Annotated in this window: 23 protein-coding genes; 14 read left to right on the top strand and 9 right to left on the bottom strand. The window is 45.7% G+C overall.

The features are described from left to right. The first annotated feature begins 13 nt into the window (after positions 1–13). The 4 genes from BIZ37_RS05970 to BIZ37_RS05955 all read left to right on the top strand — a co-directional run bounded on the left by BIZ37_RS05970 (position 14) and on the right by BIZ37_RS05955 (position 5,239). On the top strand, positions 14–1,246 hold the full coding sequence (locus tag BIZ37_RS05970) for a urate hydroxylase PuuD (RefSeq protein ID WP_187460714.1): 1,233 nt from the start codon (positions 14–16) through the stop codon (positions 1,244–1,246). A gap of 42 nt (positions 1,247–1,288) precedes the next feature. Then, positions 1,289–2,698 (top strand): uracil-xanthine permease family protein, encoded by a 1,410-nt coding sequence (locus BIZ37_RS05965; RefSeq protein WP_187460713.1) that lies wholly within the window; start codon positions 1,289–1,291, stop codon positions 2,696–2,698. A 223-nt stretch (positions 2,699–2,921) separates the two neighbouring features. Beyond that, on the top strand, positions 2,922–4,190 hold the full coding sequence (locus BIZ37_RS05960; RefSeq protein WP_187460712.1) for an NADH:flavin oxidoreductase/NADH oxidase family protein: 1,269 nt from the start codon (positions 2,922–2,924) through the stop codon (positions 4,188–4,190). 161 nt (positions 4,191–4,351) lie between these two features. Beyond that, a complete protein-coding gene (locus BIZ37_RS05955) occupies positions 4,352–5,239 on the top strand; it encodes a regulatory protein RecX (RefSeq protein ID WP_187460711.1) in 888 nt (295 codons plus the stop codon). An 87-nt stretch (positions 5,240–5,326) separates the two neighbouring features. On the opposite strand, the gene BIZ37_RS05950 is transcribed toward BIZ37_RS05955, so the two are convergent. The 3 genes from BIZ37_RS05950 to BIZ37_RS05940 all read right to left on the bottom strand — a co-directional run bounded on the left by BIZ37_RS05950 (position 5,327) and on the right by BIZ37_RS05940 (position 6,924). Continuing rightward, on the bottom strand, positions 5,327–5,632 hold the full coding sequence (locus tag BIZ37_RS05950; protein WP_187460710.1) for a nuclear transport factor 2 family protein: 306 nt from the start codon (positions 5,630–5,632) through the stop codon (positions 5,327–5,329). 116 nt (positions 5,633–5,748) lie between these two features. Beyond that, the gene (locus tag BIZ37_RS05945) at positions 5,749–6,675 is read right to left on the bottom strand and encodes a sodium-dependent bicarbonate transport family permease (protein ID WP_187460709.1); all 927 of its coding nucleotides are present in this window, start codon (positions 6,673–6,675) and stop codon (positions 5,749–5,751) included. Between the two features lie 3 nt (positions 6,676–6,678). Next, on the bottom strand, positions 6,679–6,924 hold the full coding sequence (locus BIZ37_RS05940; protein ID WP_187460708.1) for a hypothetical protein: 246 nt from the start codon (positions 6,922–6,924) through the stop codon (positions 6,679–6,681). 112 nt (positions 6,925–7,036) lie between these two features. On the opposite strand from BIZ37_RS05940, the gene BIZ37_RS05935 reads away from it, so the two are divergent. The 5 genes from BIZ37_RS05935 to BIZ37_RS05915 all read left to right on the top strand — a co-directional run bounded on the left by BIZ37_RS05935 (position 7,037) and on the right by BIZ37_RS05915 (position 11,835). Further along, positions 7,037–7,969 carry a LysR family transcriptional regulator gene (locus BIZ37_RS05935; protein ID WP_187460707.1) on the top strand — a complete coding sequence of 311 codons (933 nt, stop codon included), beginning with the start codon at positions 7,037–7,039 and terminating at the stop codon, positions 7,967–7,969. Between the two features lie 149 nt (positions 7,970–8,118). Next, complete coding sequence (locus BIZ37_RS05930; protein ID WP_187460706.1) at positions 8,119–8,835, top strand: SGNH/GDSL hydrolase family protein; 717 nt, start codon at positions 8,119–8,121, stop codon at positions 8,833–8,835. Positions 8,836–9,390: 555 nt separating this feature from the next. After that, positions 9,391–10,224: a DUF3100 domain-containing protein gene (locus tag BIZ37_RS05925; RefSeq protein ID WP_187460705.1), complete on the top strand. Its 834-nt coding sequence runs from the start codon at positions 9,391–9,393 to the stop codon at positions 10,222–10,224. After that, positions 10,208–10,657, top strand: coding sequence for a hypothetical protein (locus BIZ37_RS05920; RefSeq protein WP_107297873.1), 450 nt, complete (start codon positions 10,208–10,210; stop codon positions 10,655–10,657). Before BIZ37_RS05925 ends, BIZ37_RS05920 begins: the two co-directional genes overlap by 17 nt. Next, positions 10,657–11,835, top strand: coding sequence for a M20 family metallopeptidase (locus BIZ37_RS05915; protein WP_187460704.1), 1,179 nt, complete (start codon positions 10,657–10,659; stop codon positions 11,833–11,835). Before BIZ37_RS05920 ends, BIZ37_RS05915 begins: the two co-directional genes overlap by 1 nt. 76 nt (positions 11,836–11,911) lie before the next feature. Here BIZ37_RS05915 and BIZ37_RS05910 read toward each other — a convergent pair whose 3' ends face one another. The 3 genes from BIZ37_RS05910 to BIZ37_RS05900 all read right to left on the bottom strand — a co-directional run bounded on the left by BIZ37_RS05910 (position 11,912) and on the right by BIZ37_RS05900 (position 14,826). Beyond that, positions 11,912–13,192: a TRAP transporter large permease gene (locus BIZ37_RS05910; RefSeq protein ID WP_222939597.1), complete on the bottom strand. Its 1,281-nt coding sequence runs from the start codon at positions 13,190–13,192 to the stop codon at positions 11,912–11,914. Between the two features lie 49 nt (positions 13,193–13,241). Continuing rightward, positions 13,242–13,715: a TRAP transporter small permease gene (locus BIZ37_RS05905; protein WP_187460702.1), complete on the bottom strand. Its 474-nt coding sequence runs from the start codon at positions 13,713–13,715 to the stop codon at positions 13,242–13,244. A 139-nt stretch (positions 13,716–13,854) separates the two neighbouring features. Then, positions 13,855–14,826 carry a DctP family TRAP transporter solute-binding subunit gene (locus BIZ37_RS05900; protein ID WP_187460701.1) on the bottom strand — a complete coding sequence of 324 codons (972 nt, stop codon included), beginning with the start codon at positions 14,824–14,826 and terminating at the stop codon, positions 13,855–13,857. A 405-nt stretch (positions 14,827–15,231) separates the two neighbouring features. On the opposite strand from BIZ37_RS05900, the gene BIZ37_RS05895 reads away from it, so the two are divergent. From BIZ37_RS05895 to BIZ37_RS05880, 4 genes are all read left to right on the top strand, one after another. Next, positions 15,232–16,257, top strand: a complete 1,026-nt coding sequence (locus tag BIZ37_RS05895) for a LacI family DNA-binding transcriptional regulator (RefSeq protein ID WP_187460700.1) — start codon at positions 15,232–15,234, stop codon at positions 16,255–16,257. A 132-nt stretch (positions 16,258–16,389) separates the two neighbouring features. Continuing rightward, a complete protein-coding gene (gene nhaC, locus BIZ37_RS05890; protein WP_187460699.1) occupies positions 16,390–17,859 on the top strand; it encodes a Na+/H+ antiporter NhaC in 1,470 nt (489 codons plus the stop codon). 9 nt (positions 17,860–17,868) lie between these two features. Continuing rightward, positions 17,869–19,041, top strand: a complete 1,173-nt coding sequence (locus tag BIZ37_RS05885) for a MalY/PatB family protein (RefSeq protein ID WP_187460698.1) — start codon at positions 17,869–17,871, stop codon at positions 19,039–19,041. A gap of 297 nt (positions 19,042–19,338) precedes the next feature. Continuing rightward, the gene (locus tag BIZ37_RS05880; RefSeq protein ID WP_187460697.1) at positions 19,339–20,646 is read left to right on the top strand and encodes a YjiH family protein; all 1,308 of its coding nucleotides are present in this window, start codon (positions 19,339–19,341) and stop codon (positions 20,644–20,646) included. 40 nt (positions 20,647–20,686) lie between these two features. Here BIZ37_RS05880 and BIZ37_RS05875 read toward each other — a convergent pair whose 3' ends face one another. From BIZ37_RS05875 to BIZ37_RS05865, 3 genes are all read right to left on the bottom strand, one after another. Beyond that, positions 20,687–21,391, bottom strand: a complete 705-nt coding sequence (locus tag BIZ37_RS05875; RefSeq protein WP_187460696.1) for an SDR family NAD(P)-dependent oxidoreductase — start codon at positions 21,389–21,391, stop codon at positions 20,687–20,689. Between the two features lie 95 nt (positions 21,392–21,486). Next, positions 21,487–21,669, bottom strand: coding sequence for a hypothetical protein (locus BIZ37_RS05870; RefSeq protein WP_187460695.1), 183 nt, complete (start codon positions 21,667–21,669; stop codon positions 21,487–21,489). Between the two features lie 178 nt (positions 21,670–21,847). After that, positions 21,848–23,332: a phospholipase D family protein gene (locus tag BIZ37_RS05865; protein ID WP_187460694.1), complete on the bottom strand. Its 1,485-nt coding sequence runs from the start codon at positions 23,330–23,332 to the stop codon at positions 21,848–21,850. A gap of 183 nt (positions 23,333–23,515) precedes the next feature. Here BIZ37_RS05865 and BIZ37_RS05860 point away from each other — a divergent pair, with 183 nt between their 5' ends. Beyond that, positions 23,516–23,728, top strand: coding sequence for a DUF1656 domain-containing protein (locus BIZ37_RS05860; RefSeq protein WP_187460693.1), 213 nt, complete (start codon positions 23,516–23,518; stop codon positions 23,726–23,728). Position 23,729 lies beyond the last annotated feature (1 nt).

Below are 23,729 nucleotides of genomic sequence, written 5' to 3'. Positions count from 1 at the left end.
AGGAAAGGAATCTATGTGGCCACAACTCTATGAATGGGTATCGCTCTTCATCAAATGGTTTCATGTCATTTGTGCATTTGCCTGGATCGGGGCGAGCTTTTATTTCACTTGGCTGGATAACAGTTTAAAAACGCCTCCAGAGCATAAGAAGAAACAAGGTATCAAGGGCGATCTATGGGCAGTCCACGGGGGTGGCTTTTATGAAGTTGCCAAGTACAAAGCTGCGCCACCAGCAATGCCCGAGCAATTGCACTGGTTCAAGTGGGAAGCATACAGCACATGGATCACCGGCACGCTGTTGCTGTTTTGGATGTACTATTTCAATGCCCAAGCCTACCTCATCGATCCAAGGGTTATGGTGCTCAGTACTCACGAAGCGATTGCAATGGGTGTAGGTGGAATAGTACTGGGTGTCATGGCCTATGAGCTAATTTTGCGCTCACCGATAAGCCGGAAGCAGAGCGTGTTTATTCCCGTAATGCTGCTAATGGGTGCGCTATTTTTCTACGGGTTCAGCCAGTTTTTCAGTGGTCGTGGCGCATTTATCCATATGGGTGCCCTCATCGGCTCAATTATGGCGAACAATGTCTTTCTCAAAATTATACCCGGACAGCGCAAAATGCTCCGGCAAGTTACCGCTGGTCAGCCTGTCGATCCCAAACCGGGCCTAGAGGGAAAAAGACGCTCCGTCCATAATAACTACTTCACTTTACCCGTAGTGTTTCTGATGATCAGCAACCACTATCCGATGGTATATCAGCACCCGTACAATTGGGCAGTCGGTATGGCCATTTTGCTGATCAGTGCCTATATCCGCCATTACTTCAATCTTAAACACAGTGGCAAGCACCAACCTTGGGTATTGGGTGCAGGTTCAGTCGCTATGCTCTCGCTTGCGGTTTTCATCAGCCTACCAGCAGCGACTCTTCTTGATAGCAAGAGCACTATCCAACCAGCCATGATTAATTCACAAGCGGACCCGCTTACACCCAGCCAGCACACGGTAATGGACATCATCGAACAACGCTGTAGCAGCTGCCATAGCTCCAGCCCGACTGATGATGTTTTCAAGGTCGCCCCGCTTGGTGCGGTTTTCGACAATTGGCAGGATGTTGAACGCTGGAGGGAGCGGATCCTTGTCAGAACTGTCGACACAGGCGATATGCCATTCCTCAATAAAACCACAATGACCGACGAAGAACGTAAAAAGCTCAATAACGTGCTGCGCTCAAATGCCGGAAGCTAAGTTGATACCCATTTTAACAATACAGCAGAAAAGGAAGTCATTATGAAAAAGGATCAAAAAAGTGAAAACGATACTGATCTTGTCTATCAACTCGAAGATAAACCCGCGACAGGAGAAGCTCTGTATGCCGGATTCCAGCACGTACTGGCCAGTTTTGTCGGTATTATCACTCCCACACTAATTATTGGTGGCGTATTAGGGCTTGGCGAACATATCCCCTACCTAATCAGCATGGCATTAATCGTTTCTGGTGTGGGTACTTTCATTCAGGCCCGCAGAATAGGCCCTGTCGGTGCGGGGATGATATGTGTCCAAGGTACCAGTTTTGCTTTTCTTGGCTCCATCTTAGCCGGTGGCCTTTTGATGAAAGCAAATGGATCCACGCCAGAGCAAATACTGGCTATGATTTTTGGGGTGTGTTTTGTCGGCGCATTTATTGAGATATTAATCTCACAATGCCTTACCAAGCTAAAACGCATTATCACTCCGATGGTTACCGGTATTGTTGTTACCACCATTGGCGTATCGTTAATCAAAGTCGGGATGACGGATCTTGCAGGAGGGGTCAACGCGCCTAACTTAGGCAGTTGGCAAAACCTATTGGTAGGCGGTGTCGTGCTTAGCATGGTTATTTTACTCAACCGCTCTTCACACCTCATTATCAGGCTGTCGGCAATATTAATAGGTATCACTACCGGATACCTATTAGCCTATAACATGGGGATGGTGAATCTTGGCCAAGCCTTTAACCAACCATTATTCAGTGTACCTGTCCCTTTCAAGTTCGGTTTTGATTTTGACTGGGCTATATTCCTACCGATCGCCATCATCTACACCATCACAGCGATTGAGTCTGCTGGAGATATTACTGCTAACTGCTTGGTTACCAAGCAACCTGTCGAAGGGCAAGGATACCTAAAGCGCCTGAAAGGCGGGATTTTAGGGGATGGTATCAACTCCATGTTGGCAGCAGTTTTCAATACTTTTCCAAACACAACCTTCAGCCAAAACAACAGTGTTATTCAACTAACAGGAATTGCCAGCCGCTTCGTGGGTTACTATATTGCCCTTATTCTTGTTGTACTAGGCTTGTTTCCCATTGTCGGTTCGATCTTGATGACAATACCCAAACCAGTCATAGGTGGAGCAACATTAGTCATGTTTGGAACCGTTACTGCGGCTGGGATCAAAATCATTGCCCGAGAAGATTTGGATCGCCGAAATCTAATGATCATGGCAGTCTCATTCGGTATGGGCCTAGGAGTGATGTTAGTTCCGGAGGTGGTTTCCGATATGCCGAAAATCATACAAAGCATCTTTATTTCCCCGGTCACCACCAGCGGCCTCGTTGCCATATTCATGACTTTGGCAATGCCCAAACACGACAGTGACGATATCAAAGATCAACAAAGTAGTGGAATCGACCACTCTCTAGCGCAGAAGAAGGCATAAGCTCCTGCCATCAACGATACCAGCGGGGGGACTATTCCCCCGCTTGCCACTTCCCAAATACCACCTGTTCCTTACAAAAATTCAACCGTAAAATCTCTCTCACACCAGAGCAAAAATGCTATTGATGCGATCTGAACAGTATCTATCCGTTCTATAGGATGATATAAAAAGCACGATCGTACTTATTTTATCGCTCCCAAACATATCCGATAAGGAAATCACTATGGCGCAAGCAGAATCACAACAAAGCACGGAAGAAAACAACACGCCATCTCTCAATAGCCCATTTCCGCTAGGTAAAGCTACAACCATAAAGAATCGCCTATTCAAGTCAGCGATGAGTGAACAACTCGGTGATGCCAACCATGACCCCAAGCAGGGGCTGGTCACCCTTTATCGTCGTTGGGCCGAAGGGGGGATCGGTTTGGCAATGACTGGCAACATCATGATTGACCGAAATGCACTCGGGGAGCCGAAAAATGTCGTGCTAGATGAAAAGAGCGATCTCACTATTTTCAGAAAGTGGGCAGAAGCCGGAAAGCACAATGGTTCCCATATTTGGCCGCAACTCAACCACCCTGGCAAACAGATCCCTAGCTTTTTGACCAAGGAGCCTGTTGCGCCTTCCGCTATCCCCCTGTCGCGTGGACTGGAGAAAGGGTTCAACACCCCAAGAGCCCTCACTGAACAAGAAATACTGGCTATCATCGCTAAGTTTGCCACCAGCGCCAAACTGGCCAAAGACGCAGGTTTTACCGGGGTACAAATACATGGTGCACACGGTTACCTGGTCAGCCAATTTCTTTCGCCAAGGCACAACCAACGGGATGACCAATGGGGCGGCAGCCTCGAGAACCGGATGCGTTTTGTCCTTTCGGTTTACCACGCGATCCGGGAGCAAGTTGGCGAGCACTTCCCGATTGGCATAAAACTCAACAGCGCTGATTTCATGAAAGGCGGCTTTACCGAAGAAGACTCCATGCAAGTTGTCCGTTCCTTGGCTGAGGCTGGGATAGATTTAATCGAAATATCCGGCGGCACCTATGAGAGTCCTTCGATGATGAGTGGCAAAACAGCCAAACAAAGCACCATACAACGAGAAGCCTATTTCCTTGATTATATGGAGAAGGTCCGGAAGATAGTGGGTGTGCCACTGGTTGTAACCGGTGGTTTTCGCAGTGCGCCGGCAATGAATGAGGCACTTGAGAGCGGCGCTACTGACTTTATTGGTCTGGCTCGCACCACGGCAATTGATGCTGAGTTTCCAAACAAACTGCTAGCCAATGCTAACTACAGCATGCCGTTAGCTAATCCCACTACGGGTAACAAAGCAATGGACCGTTTGGGGATGCTAAGCATCACTTGGTATGAGCAACAGATGTGGCGCATGGCTAAAGGGCTTGATCCCAAACCCAAGTTAAATGCTTGGGGAGTGGTATTTAAAACCCTTGCCAGCGCAGGAATTTACGCCTTCAGAAAACGTCGGGCTTAACCTGACAGTCAGCCAAAGTTGCGGCACGACGATGATTGCGTGCCGTGATTCTAGTTTTCTTCATTTATGCCCCATTGTAATGCCTTGCATTCTCAACTGACTGTTTGTTATAACGCCTTTTAATTCCTTGGCAGTAATAAACACAGCAAAGACTGGATAACATGACTCCTGATCAGCCTGATAATAACGATACCCGACCTAGCAATCGCCCTGCCTTTAAAAAGCAGCAAAGCAGTAACAAGCATCAATCTGGCATTAAAAAACAGGTAAGCGGCGATACATACAATCAAAAGAAGTCCGGCCCTAAGCCAGCCCAAAAAGTCGAGGATGTCTACGAGTATGCCATCTGGTGGTTGAACCAACGTGGCTATTCCGTCATGAAGCTAAAGGAAAAGCTGACCAATAAAACAACCAACACCGAATGGATCAACCAAGTGATTGACCGCTTACTGGAACTCGGTTACCTAAATGACCAACGCTATGCTGAAACCTACGTCAACTCGCGCTGCCGCTCTTATGGACCAGCTAAACTGACACAAAAGCTTAAGCTCCAAGGTGTAGGCCAAGACGATATCGATAATGCGCTACAGACTATCGAAGAATCCGAACTAGAAGTATTAATAACCCGGACCATCAGTAAATACGCCGGTAAAAAGAGTGCCAGGGATATCAGCTTACGCCTGCAACAAGAAGGGGTTAGCCCTGCCAAAATTCAAGCCATCATAGCGCAATCATTAGATTTGGAGCACGAACTGAAGTTGGCAGAAAGGTTAGTCAACAAACACAGCAAGAAAATGGGCCGAACAGGTCTGATTCAAAAGCTACGCAGTGAAGGGATCAGCCAGGAAGCCATTGAACAGACGCTAGCTAACGATGATAGCGAACAGCAAGAGAATGAAGACCAGCAAAAGGCGCTGGAACATCTCAATAAAAAGTATAAATCCCCTATCGTCGATTTTGCCGAGAAGAAAAAGGCCACCGCTTTCTTGGTCCGAAAAGGCTTTAGCTTTTCAGATGCCAACTACGCCCTTGAACATCACTTGGAATAAGCAGGACTCAAAGCAACTGCCAATTAGCATAAAATAGGGAGCAAGACGTTCGTTTGCTCCCTTATGTTCATTTATTGATGTTCTTCGCTAGAGGAAAAACAGTTGCTCTTGCGTGACACCCTCATCACCAAAGCTGATTAGGCCTGCTCCCACAACCTCGCCAACTTGCCACTTACACCACGCCTTACCGCCATCGACCATGACCTCTGTAATATCCATATTATCGCCATGTTCTCTCAGCCCAGTGATATAAGCTTGAAGGCCCTCTCTGCTGTGAACAATGCCATTTTGATCCAACAGCATGTAATCAGAGGTCACGTTATCTGCAATCTCATCGGCATCTAAATGGGTAAAACCACTCGCGTAACCACCCAACTTGTCTTGCGCTGACATGATCCTATCCTCTCTCGGTCTAGGAAAAGCTGATGATAACTAGCAGTATAGTACTTAGCCCCGCTTCAACCTTAACCCCAAAGGGTGAGTATAAATAGCAGATTATCAATATTGCTCTAAGCCTGTAGATATTGCCCAAGAGCTATGAAGAACGGTACCCCCAGCAATACATTGAATGGGAAAGTAATACCCAAAGCAGCCGTTATCGACATCCCCGCATTGGCTTCCGGTAAGCTTTCTTTCATTGCTGCAGGTACTGCGATATAAGAAGCACTCGCCCCCAGAATAGCCATTAATGCAATCCCGCCACCGCTAAAGCCAAGCATATACCCAAGGCCCGTCCCTGCGATGCCACCTATCATCGGCATCAGAATGGCAAAGCTCACCAAGAACAGGCTGTTCTTCTTGAGTGCCGATAGCTGCTCACCTGCCACAAGGCCCATTTTAAGCAGGAACAACGCCAATACGCCCGAGAACAATTCAATAAAAAACGGAGACAGTTTCTGCACGCTGTGTCCACCGAAATAGCCAATCCACAAGCTACCGACCATCAAAAGGATACTTTGGTTGGCCACCAACTCTTTTTTGATAAATTCGGCGTTGATGAGCTTCAAGCTTCCCTTGGCCAGTATCAAACCAACCAAAATTGCTGGCATTTCTAGTAAGACCACAAATAGCGGGAAATAAGCTTCATAGTTGATGTTGTTGGCCTCGAGCAAGGCCACGGCAACGGCATAGGTCGCGACACTGACCGAGCCGTAATGGGCAGCAACAGCACCGGCATTGATTCGGTCCAACTGACCAAAATAACGCAGTAATGGATAGGCTATCAGCGGCAACAACAAACCAAAGGCGATAACCGCAATAGACATAGTAAACAAGCTTGAGTCGATATGTTCCTGTAGCGCGATGCCCCCTTTAAGGCCGATCGCCACCATAAGAAACATACTCAAGGTTTTATATAGTCCTTCGGGAAAAGAAACCTTGGCACCAAGCAGTTGGCACACTACCCCAAGGACAAAAAAAGCGACAACGGCATCCATGTTCTATTGCTTCCCTGAACCTTGAACAGCCAAAACCTGGCCCGGTAACGCTTGACCAGCCATAGCATCGGCTGATTTTGCGCCTTTAGTTTGTTCGGATTTAACGGCAGAAAACACGGTAAAGCCAGCCAAGCCCGCCGCCAAAATAGCAAAACCCAACAATCCCTGGCTCAGTGCTGCACTCAAGCTGTAAAACAAAACCAGCATCGCACTGGTTAGCATTGGCAAAGCGACATTTCTTATCTTCATCTTGACCTCCATCGAAATTGAGGAAATCTTAACGTCAGCTTAAAATAGATAAAAATAGATAATAACTATATTATGATTAGATAAATATCTAATTAGTATTTTGGAGAACCTCATGTCTTCTCGGTTACACGCCCATATTGGCACCTTTCGCCAGTTGGAGATTTTATTGGCTGTCTACGAGGAAGGTAGCATCAAATCAGCCTCTGAAGCCCTGTTCCTGACCCAGCCAACTGTTTCTATGCAGCTGAAAAAGCTCGCAGAGGCGATCGGATTACCGCTGTACCAGCAAGTCGGCAGAAAACTCAAGTTCACCGATGCCGGGCTGGCAACAGTCACAACGGCAAAGAAAATTCTGCAAAACTGTGAAGAATTGGATATGCAGCTCTCCAGCCTGAGGGGGCTGAAATCGGGAACGCTGAGGCTAGCCTGTGTCACAACTGCTAAGTACTTTATCCCACATTTGCTTGGGCCTTTTTGCGAACACTACCCCGGTATTGATATCCAATTTACCATCGCTAACCGGCAACAGATCATCGACCGTCTAGAGCAAGGGTTGGATGACTTCTATGTATTTAGTCACTTGCCCGAAGGGTTGGACCTCGATGTGATTGAATTTATGTCCAATGATCTGGTCGCTATTGCCGAAGCCAACCACCCATTGGCAGGTAAGCCTTCTGTGACACTGGAAGAGTTCTGCCAACATGATTTCCTTATAAGGGAACAGGGCTCGGGTACCCGTTATGCCATCGAGGGCTTTTTCAATGCGCAGCAGCATAAGCCCAACATCAAAATGACTATTGCCAGTAATGAAGCCATCATTCATTCGGTACTGTCCCGGCTTGGCGTTTCAATCCTGTCAGCCCATACGCTTGCCTTTGGCGAGATATATGGCGTGAAAACCCTCAATGTCGAGGGGTTGCCCATTCAATCTAAATGGTCGTTTTCATGGAAAAAAGCCGAGAGCTTGTCCCCTATTGCCCAAGTGTTCCTTAGCTATGTGGAAACCGAAGGCCGGGAGGTAATGAAAAAAGCGGTGCAGTTTTAATCAAACACGGTCCTTAGCAAGCACTCTCTCCATCACCAAATACACAACGCAGATAGAAGACGACTCTCTTAATTCTGAGCCTGCAGCCTTGGTCAATTAGGGCTAGGCTTAACCCTAAAATGGTAGGAAGAAGCAACAGAGAGTTCCCTATGCTGCATCAACTTATCCTGGTTCTGATGGGCCCTATCTTTTGGCTACAAGGCAAGTATGTCCGCAAGTCTATTCCGTGCCTAAATGAAGCCCAAGGGCCACGTCAAGGCCAAAGTGGACAAGGTAAAAAGCCGCTCAGAGTGCTATTGCTCGGCGACTCAGCTGCCGCCGGTGTAGGGGCAGAATGTCAATCACAAGCCTTGTCAGGCCAGCTTATCTCCGCTCTGGAAAAACAGTTCCATGTCGAATGGCAGCTTATCGCCAAAACAGGCTTTACCACCAAACAGGTGCTCCAGTCAGCGTTGTTACACCCCAAGCAAATGTATGATGTCGTGGTCATTTCAGCAGGGGTAAATGACGTGACCAAACCAACCAGTGCAGCTAAGTGGCTCCAACACCAACAGACACTAACCAATACACTGCGAAACCATTTCTCTTGCCAACACATCATTCTCAATGAAATCCCCCCCATGGAGGTTTTCCCTTCCCTGCCCCATCCTTTGCGTTGGTATTTAGGCAGCAAGGCCAAGGCCTTCAATCGAAAACTGACAAAATGGGTAGACACTCAGCCAGACTGTGAACTGGTCAATATTGGCGGCCCACTGGATGTCGGCCACATGGCCGTTGATGGCTTCCACCCCGGCCCACGGATTTACCAACAATGGGGGCAAGCGGTAGCGAAACTCATTGAGGCGAGGTGGTCCACGCACCGATAAAAACTATTGCTGCTAGTTATTAATATTATTGTTTTTAGTAGGTTCTATTATTTCTTGGTATCTATAAGCCGAGAAACAATCAAAACCAAACAACGGTCATAGTCCGCCGAAAAATTAAATTGTTATTGAATTAATCAGTATCACTTTAATATTGGCAACATAATAGCGTTAACTTTCTCTGCTTCATGCAATCGCATATCATTCACCACTCTTTCGGCTAAAAAATTAAAATAACATTTATAACATTAATTGAAAGCAAGGCCCTGCACGTTTAAAAAAAGTAAACAACAACCACACCAAAGCGTTAACACTGCATTGCACAGTTGTCTCACACGCCAAAAACCATAAATTTCATGTTGTTTTTAGGTTAAGTAACAAGTCATTTAACATCATATGTTTAGCAATTACATAGGCTTTGTTGCCAGTTGGTTTAAGTGCAAAAAAACAAAATATCTAATAACTTTTGATTCTCAACAAAGTCGATTTGCTTCACATTTTATATTTTAGCCTTCTTTAATATCTCATCCCGAAAAATAACTAACCAGGTAGAAACCTATGAGTAATCGCTCGCCTATAAAAATAGTTGCAATATCAACTGTTATCGCAATGGCTGTTATATTCATTGCACAAGTTGTTATTGGAACAAAAAATATTTCGTTCGGGGAAATAAACATTGCGATCTTGCCAATGCTGTTTGCTGTAACGATCGGGATGATCATTTCTTTAAATCCAGTACGTAATAAAATTAGCGCATGGGGTAAGATCTTCACCGAAGAAGAAGAATCTTTCTCATCAAAAATGGTTGGCTTCTGCCTGCTTGTTCTGGGCACCCAGTATGCAGGTATGATCATTCCTAACATCGATATTATCTTAGATGCCGGTATCCCTCTTATTTTCCAAGAGCTTGGAAACCTGTTGCCGATTCTTGTCGCTATCCCGCTAGCTGTGAAGTTCGGAATGGGCCGTGAGTCCATCGGTGCATGTTCATCAATTAGCCGTGAACCTTCTATCGCTGTAATCCAGGGCAAATACGGTACGGGTACCAAAGAGTACATCGGTGTTCTAGCGATTTACCTGTGTGGTTCGGTGATCGGTACCCTGTGGTTCAGTGTACTGGGTAGTGTTGGTCCGCTAACAGGTATTCACCCGCTCGCACTGGCTGCCGGCACCGGTGTGGGCAGTGGCTCGATGCTAAGTGCAGCATCGGGGGCATTGGTCAGCAACCTTAACCCTGAGATGGCCCAACAAGCCCTGAGTATTGCTGCAGCATCTAACCTGCTTTCATCTGTGCTAGGTGCACTATCCCTAACATTCATCGGTATTCCACTTGCCGAATTCGTTTACAAAATTTGTCAGAAGAAAGAGGTGCAAGATGCAGTCGGTGCTTAATGATATGAAGTTTGTGTTCTTGGCACTATTACTTGCCATGTTCACACAAACCCTGACCACGGGTATCAACTTCTTCAATATGTGGGATAGCTTTATCGCGATGTCGATTGTGGTATTCCTATCTCTGGTGGCCAAAAACTACATCAAGTCACCGCTACCGACTTTTGCTTACGCGACCATTATCGGTATTTTGATTTGTTTGCCTGAAACAGCGATAAGAACTTTCTTCCTCGATTCAATCGGTAAAGTTCAGTTCCTGTCTTGTACTGTTCCTCTGTTGGCCTTTGCTGGCCTGTCAGTGGGTGGCAAGATGGAAGAGCTGAAAAAGCTATCTTGGAAAGTGATTGTATTGTTCCTGGTGGTTTCAACTAGCTGTTTCCTAGGCGCATCTTTGATTGCACAAATTGGCTTCTCAATGAAAGGGATTATCTAATGCTGTCTCGTTTTAATATTGATAACAAACTGCTTGAGCTAACCTCTTTCAGTATCACGGCTCGCCAAGATTTACACCAAATCCCTGAGCTTTCGGGCGAAGAATACAAGACATCGGCTTACTGTCAGAACATCATGAATGAGTGTGGCTACTCAATCACGACTTACGAAGGCTATACCGGCTTTATCGCTGATTTGATTGTTGATGACTCATTCAAGATGGTTGCCTTCCGTGCTGATATGGACGCACTGGAGATGGATGACCTTACTGACAACGAGCATAGCTCAAAGCATGCTGGCCGTGCCCACAACTGTGGCCATGATGTCCATATGGCTACACTGCTTACAGCGGCAAAGTACCTGTCATCTTACAAGGATGAACTAAAGCACAATGTGCGTTTCATCTTCCAGATGGCTGAAGAAGATATGCGTGTCGATGGCGCTAACAAGATGGTCGAACTTGGCTGTATGAATGGCGTGAACGAAGTCTATGCCCTTCACAATGACGCGGCGCTGGAATGTGGTTTCGTCAGCATCAACAACGGCATCATGTCTTCTTACGGCAGTGCCTGGACTCTGGACATCGAGGGCAAATCTGCCCATGGCTCGACGCCTCACAAAGGGCTAGATGCTATCCGCGAAGGTGCACGTATTATCGAAGACATGGACTACATTGTTGCCAAGCAGACCAACCCGTTCTCACCAGCGGTATTTGTCTGCGGCATGTTCAACGGTGGTACGGTGCCAAATGCAGTAGCGGCTAATGTACAGGCGCGCGGGACTATCCGCTCGATGGACAGTGAAACCGATGAAGTGCTGCGCGGCAGCTTTGAGTCCATCGTTGCCCAGAGCAAACTCCGTGGTTTCAACACCACCATGACATACTGCGGTTACCCTGCCATTATCAACCATCCAGAAGCTTATCAGCGCATAGTTGAAGCTGCTGGAGATGCCGTACCTGCTGATATGATGAACATCAATGGTTCGCCAATGACCGGCAGTGAAGACTTCAGCTACATGGTTAACGCGACTGAAGACAAACGCGGTGCGTTCTTCTTCCTGGGCTCGGGTAACAAAGAGAAAGGGATCTGTAACTACCTTCACTCCAATCCGTACTATGTTGACGAGCACGCCCCGCTGGTAGGCGCACAAATCTTCATTAATATCGCGACACGATAACCACTGCGATTTCAATGTGTGATTCAAAGGTCTGGTGCTATGTGTACCAGACCTTTTTTATACGGTAACTGAGAGGCTAAAGTAAGAATAGAGATATCTGTGGGAACCACACCAGCAAGCAGAGGCCGAATATAGAAATCAAGAGGAATGGCATCACCCCTCTGGCTATCGAACCTAATGAGCAGTGGGAAATGTTAGCAGCAACAAACAAATTGATACCGACCGGTGGCGTTATCAGACCAATCGATAGTGCCGTCATCAGCAAAACACCAAACCAAGTGAGATCTATCCCCAGGGAACGGACGACCGGTAAAAATATCGGCAAGGTGATATACATAATGGTTACCGCATCCATAAACATCCCAGCAACCAGCAATATCGCCAGAATGACAAACAAGATAACCTGCGGATGTTGGCTCATTGCAATCAAAACTTCGGAATAGTCACCGACCAAACCATCGATTTCAATCACCCAGCCAAACAGCCCTGCGAAAGCAACCACCAGCATCACCACGGCCGAAGAACAAGCAGAATCAACAAATGAGTTATAGAGTTGTTTCAAGCCAATAGAACGATAGATCAGGGTTCCCACCACAATCGCATATACCGAAGCCACTATTGCCGCTTCTGTTGGGGTGAATACCCCGCCGTAGATCCCACCTAAAATCAATACTGGCGTAAACAATCCCCAAAATGCGTGGCTGAAGGCGTTGTATAAGCGACTAAAATATGGCTCGTCAACTTCAAGGGCTTTAATAGATATAGGCCCTTCTAGGTGATAATTTTCTTGATAAAATCGAGATAAAGGCAGCATTAGGAGCATCAGTGACCCCAGTAAAATCCCAGGCACGATAGTGGCAAGGAACAAATTACTTATCGAGGTTTCAGCTATCACGCCGTAAATTACCAAACCTATAGAAGGTGGAATTATCAAAGAGAGTGCGGCCCCGGTACATACCAAACCGGCAGCAAATGGCTTGCTGTAACCATCCTCCACCATTCCTTTAATGATCAAAGGACCGATAGCGGCGACAGAAGCCGGGCCAGAGCCACTTACTGCTCCCCAGAACAAGCAGACTACAGTACCAACCAGCCCCATATTCCCAGGAAGTTTTTCAACCAGTACCCTGAAAAAATGGATCATGCGTTCTGCAATACCACTGACCCCCATTATATTGCCCGCTAAAATAAAAAACGGTATGGCCAGTAAGGTATATTTTGAACTGCCCGCAATCAGCAAGTCTGCAACCATGTCCAAGCCAAAATCCATCTGCCACATTGCAAACAATGCTGACAAAGCCAAACAAAAAGCGACAGGAATACCGCAGATGATCAATATAAAAAACAACATTATCATCTGGCTTCCAGTGGAGAAATCCATAATTACGTCCCTGATATTATGAGTATTATTTGCTTTTTAGCTGACTGATCAGCCATTCAATCTGCCGCACAATCATTATTGCGAAACCTAGAGGTAATAGTGCCGTGTAATACCACACCTTAACCTGCATGGCACTGGAAGTGATTCCGGACTGGTATTGATTACTAAGCAAGTCGAGCATGAAGTAAAACATTACAGATAATGTAAATACGACGGCCAAAGAGAGGATGACCTGCATCCCTTTTCGGACAGAGACACTTACATTGTCAATCAAAAAGCCAACCGCAAGCAATTGCCCACGCTTGATTGCGATAGCAGCCCCAAATAAAGTCAAGATAACCATACCATTGATAACAATCTCTTGCGTTGATGCAAGTGAGTAATTGGTAAGGCTCCGTACAACAACATTAGAAAATCCTAAAACAAGCATTACAACAAATGTTATAAAGCAAATTATCTCTTCGAGTTTTCCCCATAGGGATTTAACGTTATCAGCCATAATACATCTTTTCACTACATCAATTCTGGTACTTCAAGTAATTGATATACCCAGACCTATTTAAGGCCTGGGTATATCATATTTTATTATCTATCAAAGCAGGTTGATTACCTCAAACCACTTCTATAACACTAATACATTAATTTGCTGCAATAGCATCTTCAAAGACTTTGACAATATCGGCACCTACAACATCTTTCCATTTATTGAAGGATGGTTTAGTTTTTTGTCTAAATTGCTCTATTTGCTCAGCATTTAATTCAACAACATTCATGCCTTCATCTTTTAGTACCTGTACCCCATCGGCAGTCATTTTCCGTGATACATCAATTTGGTATTGCATCGCTTCCTTTGCTGCATTCGCGACCATGTTTTGGGTATCGGTATCAAATCCATCCCACACTTTGCGGCTGACCGCTAGGAAGATAGGATCATAGGAATAGTGCCAAAGGGTAATATTGCTTTGGATTTCATACAGGCGTTGCGGAACAATAATGGCACCTACTGGGTTTTCCTGCCCATCAACAACCCCTTGCTGGAGCGCTGAGAAGGTTTCAGCCCACTGAATCTGCTGAGGGTTTGCACCTAGGTCTTTAAATACATCAATATACATAGGGCCAGCTACACGTACCGACATTCCTTTCAAGTCATCAGGTGAAGTAACCGACTTGCTGCTATTAGTCAGTTCACGAAAGCCATTTTCGCCCCAGGCCAGAATAATAATGTTTTTCTCAAGGGCAATTTCTTCAATAAGCTTTCCACCTTTACCCTGAATAGCCTTGTCAACCGCTTGGTAACTATCAAATAAATAAGGCAAGGAGAAAACCGCCATTTCAGGAATTAGCGGCGTCACATTGATGGCAGATGTCAGGACAAAATCAATCTTGTTGGCACCCAACATCTCAGCCTGTTTTATTTGGTCTCCACCAGTAAGAACAGAGTTTGGAAAAACACGTACTTTCAATTTGTCATCACTGCCTTTTTGCAGTAGTTCGTTAAACTTATCAGCGCCCTGCTGCCAAGTTGTCGTGTTTGAGACATTGTGAGATAAACGGAAGGTTTTTGCCTGAGCCGCAAAGCTTACGCTCGCCGTCAAAAATGCAATAGTCATTAATTTGGCTAAACCCTTAGCCTTTATTAAATTTTTTTTCATAAAAGGATATCATCCATGTTTTTATATTTAACACACAAACCTCATTCTTTGTAATTAATTACTTCAATGTCAACAATAGATATCACATCTTGAGATAATTTTAATTTATCATTCATTAATTAGGAATTTTATTAAAAGCAAATTAATAATCATCAACTGCCCTTTTACGATATATATCAAATGTGATTTATCATATATCTAGTTTATTCACCTGCGAATAGTCAAGATACACCGACATTAAGTATCAGGTAATACCACTCATCAAGGATCACCAACCTTTGACCCACCTAACAGCTTTCTGCCATCAATCCCGCTACACTCCGCACAATTTATTCCTATAGCACATACCTAACGTGTAAAAACATGGCAACCATTAAAGATGTCGCTCTACTTGCTGGGGTTTCTACAGCTACTGTCTCACGGGTCATTAACCGCTCGGCATATGTCGAACCTGTTACCCTTGAGCGGGTTGAGAAAGCGATAAAAAGCCTCAATTACCAACGCGATGCCAGGGCCACAGCCCTTGCCAGTCGTTCCAATAACACACTTGGCCTGTTAACCGGTAACCTTGCTGATCCTTTCTTTGCCCTTATCGCCAAGCATGTTGAAGAAGTGGCACGACAGCATGGCTGCCAGTTAGTCGTGGTCAGCGGCGGCCACAACGCCCAGCGGGAGAAGGAAGGGTTGGATTTTTTGATCAGCCAAGGTTGCGAAGCCATGGTGGTCCACTCAAAGATGCTCGATGATACTACCTTGCTGAGATACAGCGCGCAGTTACCTGCGATGGTGCTCCTCAACCGGACCATTCCCCAGATAGCCAATCGCTCTGTGTGGGTCGATAACCGCAAGGGGGCGGCTGAGTCAGTCAAATACCTGATTGACCATGGCCACCGTAAAATAGCTTGTGTCACCAGCGATCTACCGATTGAAGACAGGACGGACCGACTCGAAGGCTATCGAGATGCCATGCAACAAGCGAACTTGGCAATAGAGCCTAAATGGATCATCAATCAAAACTTCAGCGAGCACGGTGGCGAGCTGGCTGGTGAGCAGTTGCTAACCCTATGCCCAGAGGTTACTGCGGTTGTCACGTTCAACGATGTCATGGCGGCAGGATTGATGGCAAGCCTGCATTCACAAGGCTTGAATGTACCCAATGACATCTCCATTATCGGCTTTGATGATGTCCTGCTGGCCCGCTACCTCTACCCTCGCCTGTCAACCATGCACAACCCCATCGATGAAATGTCGGCCTATGCCGCCAAACTGGCATTGAAGTTAAAAGCCACAGGTGTAAACCCGCCAAGTGAGCACCAATTCGAAGCAACGCTTGTCGAGCGGCAAACCGTCACAAGCCCCAGAAAGGCCATTTTAAGCAAAAAACTGTGATGTATCTCATATGTACACACACCATGTAAGCGCTTACATGAAACCAGCACCTAGCTCTCATTTTGCATTTGGGTGCCCCCTTAACATTGTGTCATTGAAACAAACCTGTACTGACTTATAGAGGACAACACAATGACAAATACAAAGCCTCTGCCATCACTCCCGCTGGCGATAGCCCCTATCGCGGTAATGTTTGGCTTATTGGCAATTGGTTACGGCATGCTTGGACTGCGTATCGAACCGCTACTATTAGTTTCAGCCGCGTTTACTGGCTTTATCGCTTATCGCATGGGCTACAACTGGGATGACATCATGGGGGCTATTGTTGAGAAGCTCGCCAAAGCCATGCCAGTTATTCTTATTCTGGTCTCGGTCGGTGGCTTAATTGCCAGTTGGATGATCAGCGGCACTATCCCTTACATGGTGTACTGGGGCCTGAAAGTGATCAGCCCTGAATATATCTTGATTGCCGCCTTCTTTGTCACCAGCGTCGTATCCGTATGTACCGGTACTTCATGGGGCTCGGCAGGTACCGTCGGTGTCGCACTCATGGGGGTTGCTGCTGGCTTGGATGTCTCCCTTGCCGCTGCTGCTGGTGCTGTGGTTTCCGGTGCTTACTTTGGTGATAAAATTTCTCCGCTGTCTGATTCCACCAACTTCGCGCCTGTTGTATCTGGTACTACCCTTTACGAGCACATCCAGCACATGCTCTACACCACACTGCCTGGCTTTGTGATCGCTTCTATTGTCTTTTTCTTTGCCGGCCAGCACGGCGATATCGCCGGCGTTGCTGAGCCACAGAAAGTGGTTGAGATCCTAGCGGGTCTGGAAAGCCTGTATAACCTAAACATCCTGCTTGTTATCCCACCAGCGATGATCCTTTGGGGCGCATTGACCAAAAAACCAGTGATCCCTCTAATGCTGACGGCTTCGGCAATTGCACTTGGCTTGGGTATGGTGTTCCAAGGCTTTAGCCTACAACAAGGTTTCCAAGCCTATGTTGATGGCTTCAACATCAACATGTTCAGCGCCAATGGTCACGCAATCGACACCATCATTCCAGATGTTTCAAAGCTGCTAAACCGCGGTGGTTTGTTCTCGATGATGAGCACAATCCTATTGGTATTCTGTGCCTTTGCGTTCGCCGGCATTCTTAGCCTGACAGGTGCACTAAACGTCGTACTTGGCCACTTCCTGCACCTTATCCGCACCACTGGCCAACTAATCTTCTCAACAGTAATCGCTACCATCACCGTCGTATTCACCACATCCGACGGTAAGCTGGCACTGCTAATTCCGGGTGAGCTGTTCCAAAACGCCTACCGCAAGATGGGGTTAGATACCAAGAACCTATCCCGTACTATTGAGGATGCCGGTACCATTATTGAACCGCTAGTACCCTGGACTGCCGCAGGTGTTTACATGGCCGGAACCTTGGGCGTATCAACCTTGGATTACCTTCCATGGGCAATCCAGTGCTATACCGGCGTGATCTTCGCCATCATCTACGGATTTACTGGGTTCGGAATTGCTAAAGCGCCAGTCACTCAGGAAACAGAACAACACGTAACAGATCACTCAGCGGTTGCTGAAGCGAAATAAGGTAACACCATGACAGTAACTTTCGACCAGGTTCATGACCGCCGATCAACCGGCTCGCTCAAGTGGGATTTCATGACCGAAAAGCTCGGGCTTGATTCTGAAGAGCGCCTCCCGATGTGGGTATCGGATTATGATTTCCAAGCACCACCGGCAGTATTGAATGCACTCAACCAACGTATCGGGCATGGCATCTTTGGTTATGCCGAACGTAACAGCGACTACTACCAAGCGATCATCAACTGGTACCAACAGCAACATGGGATCACAATTGATCAAAGCTGGATCACTACGGTTCACGGTGTTCTGCCTGGCCTATCGATGTTGATCCAGATGCTGACACAACCAGGTGACAAGGTGGTCATGCAGACTCCGGGGTACGGCTCGTTCCGTAAGATCACTGAGCTTAACGATCGTGAAATTGTCGCTAACCCGCTAGTGAACGATAACGGCGATTATCGGATAGACCTAAGCCACCTGGAGCAATGCTTTGAGCAAGGCTGTAAGGTGATGATCTTCTGTAACCCGCACAACCCTGTGGGCAAAACCTGGTCACAAGAAGAGATCATGGCACTGGCTGAGCTATGTGCTCGCTATGATGTATGGCTACTCAGCGACGAGATCTGGGGAGACTTGGCCATGCCGGGCCATCAGTATCATTCAGCCCTTGCGTTACCTGAGCGTTTACAACAGCGCCTTGTTGTTGCCACTGCCGCGAGTAAGACATTTGGCCTGTCATCGCTTCGGATATCTAATTTCATGATCCCAAATAGCGAGCTCAAAGCATCTTTTATCCGTAGGCTTGATGCACATGGTATGGATGTTTATAACAGTCTAGCAATGTGTGCAGCGACGACCGCTTATCAATCTTCTGGGGATTGGCTTAATGCCTTAAAACTCTACCTTCAGGGCAATATCGATACCTTAGCGACCTTTATTGAAAAAGAGCTACCTCAACTGCAATTCCTGCCACCACAAGCTGGCTATTTGGCCTGGGTGGATTGTCGTGAACTTGGACTTGATGATGCTGTTCTAGAGAAAAAGATGGTTGAAGCAGGTATCGTACCCAGCATGGGACTTGCTTTCGGCACGGAAGGCTCGGGCTATATCCGCTTGAACCTAGGTTGCCCGCGAGAGACCCTGCTTGAGGCATGCCAGCGGTTGAAAGCGGCTCTGGCGGGATAAGTCACTTCTGATCACTCATCTATCAGAACGTAGAGTGACTAAACCTCGAAAGGATCTGATTGTGTCAGATCCTTTTTTATTGGGCTCTCGGGCTTGCCTGCTTGTATAGGCAATGAGAAAACACAACGACTCAGCTCTTAATTGTATATATTTAACCTCACCCACCATGGTCAATAAATAAGCATAAGATCTCATTTTGGCAACATTGTTAACATCAAGATCACAAACAATTCAATTGTAAACTTACAGAGCACTCTTTTGTATATACATTATTATCAATTAAACAAGGAGAGTGATATGAGTCAAATGAGTGAATCTACCCCCTCCCATACCCATCATTGGTTTAGGCTATTGGGGTTAAGTGCTGTCGGGATCTTTATCTTTTTTATACCAGTCACCTTTAACGACAAACAAAGTATCCCCCTCGATCATATTGTTAGCTTTCTCAAAACCAGCCTTGGCAGTGGTGCTGCTTGGTATGCCATAGCAATGATTTTAGCTGGGGCTATCTATCCCTTGGTAACAGGAAAGTGGCGACAAAGTACGACTGAAAAAGTATTCCTTGTTCTAAAATGGCTAGGTGTGGTTGCAGCTATCTTAGCGGTTACTAAATCAGGTCCCGCCATCTTGCAACAGCCTGATATGCTGCCATTTCTGTTTAACAAGTTAGTCATATCCGTGGGATTAATCGTTCCCGTCGGTTCCGTTTTTCTGGCTTTCCTAGTCAGCTACGGCTTGCTGGAAACCATTGGGATTCTACTGCAGAAATTAATGCAACCAGTGTGGAGGACGCCGGGCAGAAGTGCCATTGATGCTGTTGCATCATTTGTAGGTAGCTACTCTATTGGTTTGTTGATTACAAATCGTGTGTATGTTGCGGGCCATTACAGTGCCCGGGAAGCAGCCATTATCGCGACTGGGTTTTCCACTGTTTCAGCCACATTCATGATCATTGTTGCCAAGACCTTAGACTTGATGCCGGTATGGAACCAGTATTTCTGGCTCACCTTACTCATTACCTTCATTGTCACAGCGATTACGGTGCGCCTTCCCCCGCTGTCACGTATCAACAATGATGCGCAGCATAGGGAACCGAGTACAGTAAAAGGAAGCCGATTCAAAGTGGCAATTGAAAACGGCCTAGCCGTGGCCGAGAAAGCCCCACCGATTGGCAAGAACATCTTGGACAATTTAAAAGATGGTTTAGTCATGACAATCAGCATCTTACCCTCAATTATGTCTGTGGGTGTTATTGGCTTACTCGTCGCAAAATACACCCCAGTATTTGATTGGATCGGCTATTTATTCTACCCAGTAACCTTGATCTGGGGCTTAGATGATGGAATGGCATTGGCCAGAGCAAGTGCTTCCGGGTTAGCAGAAATGTTCTTGCCTGCCTTACTCATGAAAGACGCTGATATTATTGCCCGCTTCTCGGCCGGTGTCGTTTGTGTATCCTCGATACTGTTTTTCTCGGCTTCGATTCCATGCATTCTGGCAACAAGGATCCCGCTAAATGTTTTCCAGCTTGTCATAGTCTGGTTCATCAGAACTTTCCTAAGCCTAATGCTCGCTATCCCTACTGCACTGTTTTTATTTGGCTAATATATTGAAAAAGGATCTGACTAAGTCAGATCCTTTATTTTTAAATCAACCCACTATTAATTGGAATCAATGCCCCGGAAAGCTGATGCCTCGTCGGCTGACTGATATCTATCATGATGCTTGCCATCTGTGCCGGATCGACAAAGTCAGCGGGGTTAATATCAGGTAAGGCATTTCTGTTTACTTCGGTATTAATGATGGTTGGCAAAACTGCATTGACGGTAATATTGGTACTAATCAGCTCTGCCGCCAAACTCTCAACTAAGCCGTTCAGCGCCATTTTGGAGGCCATATAAGGGCCAAAACCTGCACCAATAAAACGTGAAGTATCCCTTGCCGAAACAAACACCATACTACGTCGGTCTTCACCCAACATCATTGGTACAAGAGCTTTTGCCATAGTCCAAGCGGTCTTGAAGTTGGCATTGAATAGGCGTTCGACTTCTTCTGGTTCAACATGTTGCCAGTGATTCCAAGAAAATACCCCAGCACAATGATAGTGAGCATCTATCGTACCCAGGTGAGCTAGTGCTACTGTCGCCATGCTATGTGCTGATTCTATGTCGGCCATATCGCCATAGACAATTTTTATCGCACCTCTATGCCTGTCCTCTAGTTCGGCGCCTCTTTGCTCATCTCCTACCCGAGCGAAGCCAACTAACTTGGTGCCCTCTGATATGAGTTGTTCGATAATCTTGCTAGCCACTTCAGAAAATGGGGCTGCGACAGTTGCTGTTTTGATCATTAGATACCTCTCTTTTTTCAGGAGTATATCTGAATACCTTTTGCCATTGCCGCAAAGCAATTTTGCTTTATATGCATCCCATATGTATTTAACCCTTATCGAAGAAGTTGCAAGCTTGCCCTTTCGCACATGAACTGGGCAAACTCTGTACCTTGCCGAATTTCCACTTCCTTGACTAACTCGGTCAGTAAAACTTCCAGATCTTCGACACCTTTTGTACTCGCCGATTGCGCCATGTAATCGGCAATACTTTGCCTTGCTTCCTGCTTTTTACACATTGTTTAATCCTTTACGTTGAATCCCAGTCAACCTCATCTTAATTTTCAGTCCATATTCTTCAACTGATCGCGCTCACAAAACTTTTTTCAAAAACAAAATTAAACAATTTAAAATCAGTGATTTAAATTAAATTGTCGTGAAATGACTTTGACTTTTTGAATTGGCAATAACACTCCATTACAACTCATTTTGAATTTTAAGCATCCGGTAGAAGCCATTAGTCAAACGCTGGTTTGATTTCATTCGCGGCTCCATTAATTTTATCTCGTTTTGCTTAGACCAGACCAAATCATCTTGATGACGACCTACCTGCCAGAATTTATCGGGATTTCCTGCCTGTAGATACATCTTTAAATCACGGGCAAATTCATCACTTTCAACAAGCAGTCCCAACTCTAAGTTCGTCATATCAGATCGCGGATCAAAATTCGAAGAGCCAATAAAAGAGATCCTGTTATCGGCAATAAACGCTTTGTTGTGGTAGTAGCCATGGCTATTAAAATAATTGCTTGAATGTAACGAGTGGCTATCGTATTCAAACACTTTTATGCCCAAGTCCAGTAAAGCTAAACGATAGGTCTGGTAGTAAGCGGCTGCGAATGGCGAATCATTGGATGCTACTGAGTTTGTCAATACGGTAACATCGACATCACGTTCGACTAATGCAGAAAACATCGAATCATGCTCTTGAGACTGAATCATATAGGGTGTAGAAAGCACTAATTCTTTTTGGGGCCATTCATTAATATTGGCAAAATGCTCTATACGTTTGCGCAGGTATGACTGACTATCACTACGTTTACGCTTTGAGTCAAACATTGGGAAAAGATCAGCTTCAATATATTTGGGATCTGGCAACAGCTCCAATTTTCGCTCTATCGACTCTACAATCATCTGGTTGTTAGCAATGTTTTGCTGGTAGGCCGCGGCAAAAGAACCATCATGGCGCTTCGCGCTATAAGCGATCACAGCTCTGACGGGCACCACCAGTTCGCTGACCCATAACTGATCAAAGTTCTCTTCATAGGCGCTAATCACCTCACCTTTAACAAGTACATCGAGATCAAAAAAGTTAGCATCAGGGCTAAAACCAAAATAGTCATCACCTATATTTCTTCCACCAAGCACCATTAACTGACCATCAACATTGAAATACTTTTCATGCAGGCGGTGGTTTAGCCGTTCACGGTGCATTTCGAAGTCTGCTGCGCGGGTTAGCCATCCCATCTTTCTGGCGTTAAATGGGTTAAACAGCTTTATAGACAGGTTCGGGTGTCTATCAATATCAACCAGCCATTTTTCATCGAATATCAACAGATCGTCGACAATCACCGACACTTTCACACCCCGCTTTGCCGCAGCGAGCAGTTCATTCCACAATGTCATGCCTGAGGCGTCAGCGTTCCAGCTAAAGTATTCCACTTCTATATACCGCTCAGCGTTTCGTACAGCCTGGATACGGTATGCCAAAGCCTGAGGCGCCTCGGGGATCAAAAACACCTCTCCCTGATAGGCTGTGGGTAAAGACATTGACTCTTTGTTTAACCATTGCTCAGGTTTGGCTGAACAGCCAATCAACAGAGAGGGTACTAAAATGCATAGTATTCTAAATAGTAATTTAGTAGCTAACAGTTTATCGCTGAGCTTGTTTATTAACGTCATTATATTAAATTAGGTGGGTGATTTATTAGTATTAAACAATATAAGATTAAACAGAGGCTGAATAACTCAAAATGATTGAAGGGCTTGATCCTACAAACTGGATATAGGGATATTACGTCTACATGGTACATTATAAAAAGTCAATTCAACCTTATTAATCAACACTATAGAAGAATTAGGATTATGCTATCAATACCTCATGAAATATCTTTTGGTGAGATTTATTTACCTCCACTACTTGTTGTCATGACAATAGCATATTTACTAGCAATCAGTGTATCAAACATCTGTGGAAAGCTCGGTTGGCATAAATACATTTACTCGCCTGCCATTGCTGAGTTCTCCCTCATGGTTATTTTTGTAGAAGTATTTAGTCGATTCATTGCAATTGTATAAA

The sequence above is a fragment of the Photobacterium sp. BZF1 genome (assembly GCF_014349205.1).
Taxonomy (GTDB): Bacteria; Pseudomonadota; Gammaproteobacteria; order Enterobacterales; family Vibrionaceae; genus Photobacterium.
This window is presented reverse-complemented; position numbering and strand designations above follow the sequence as displayed.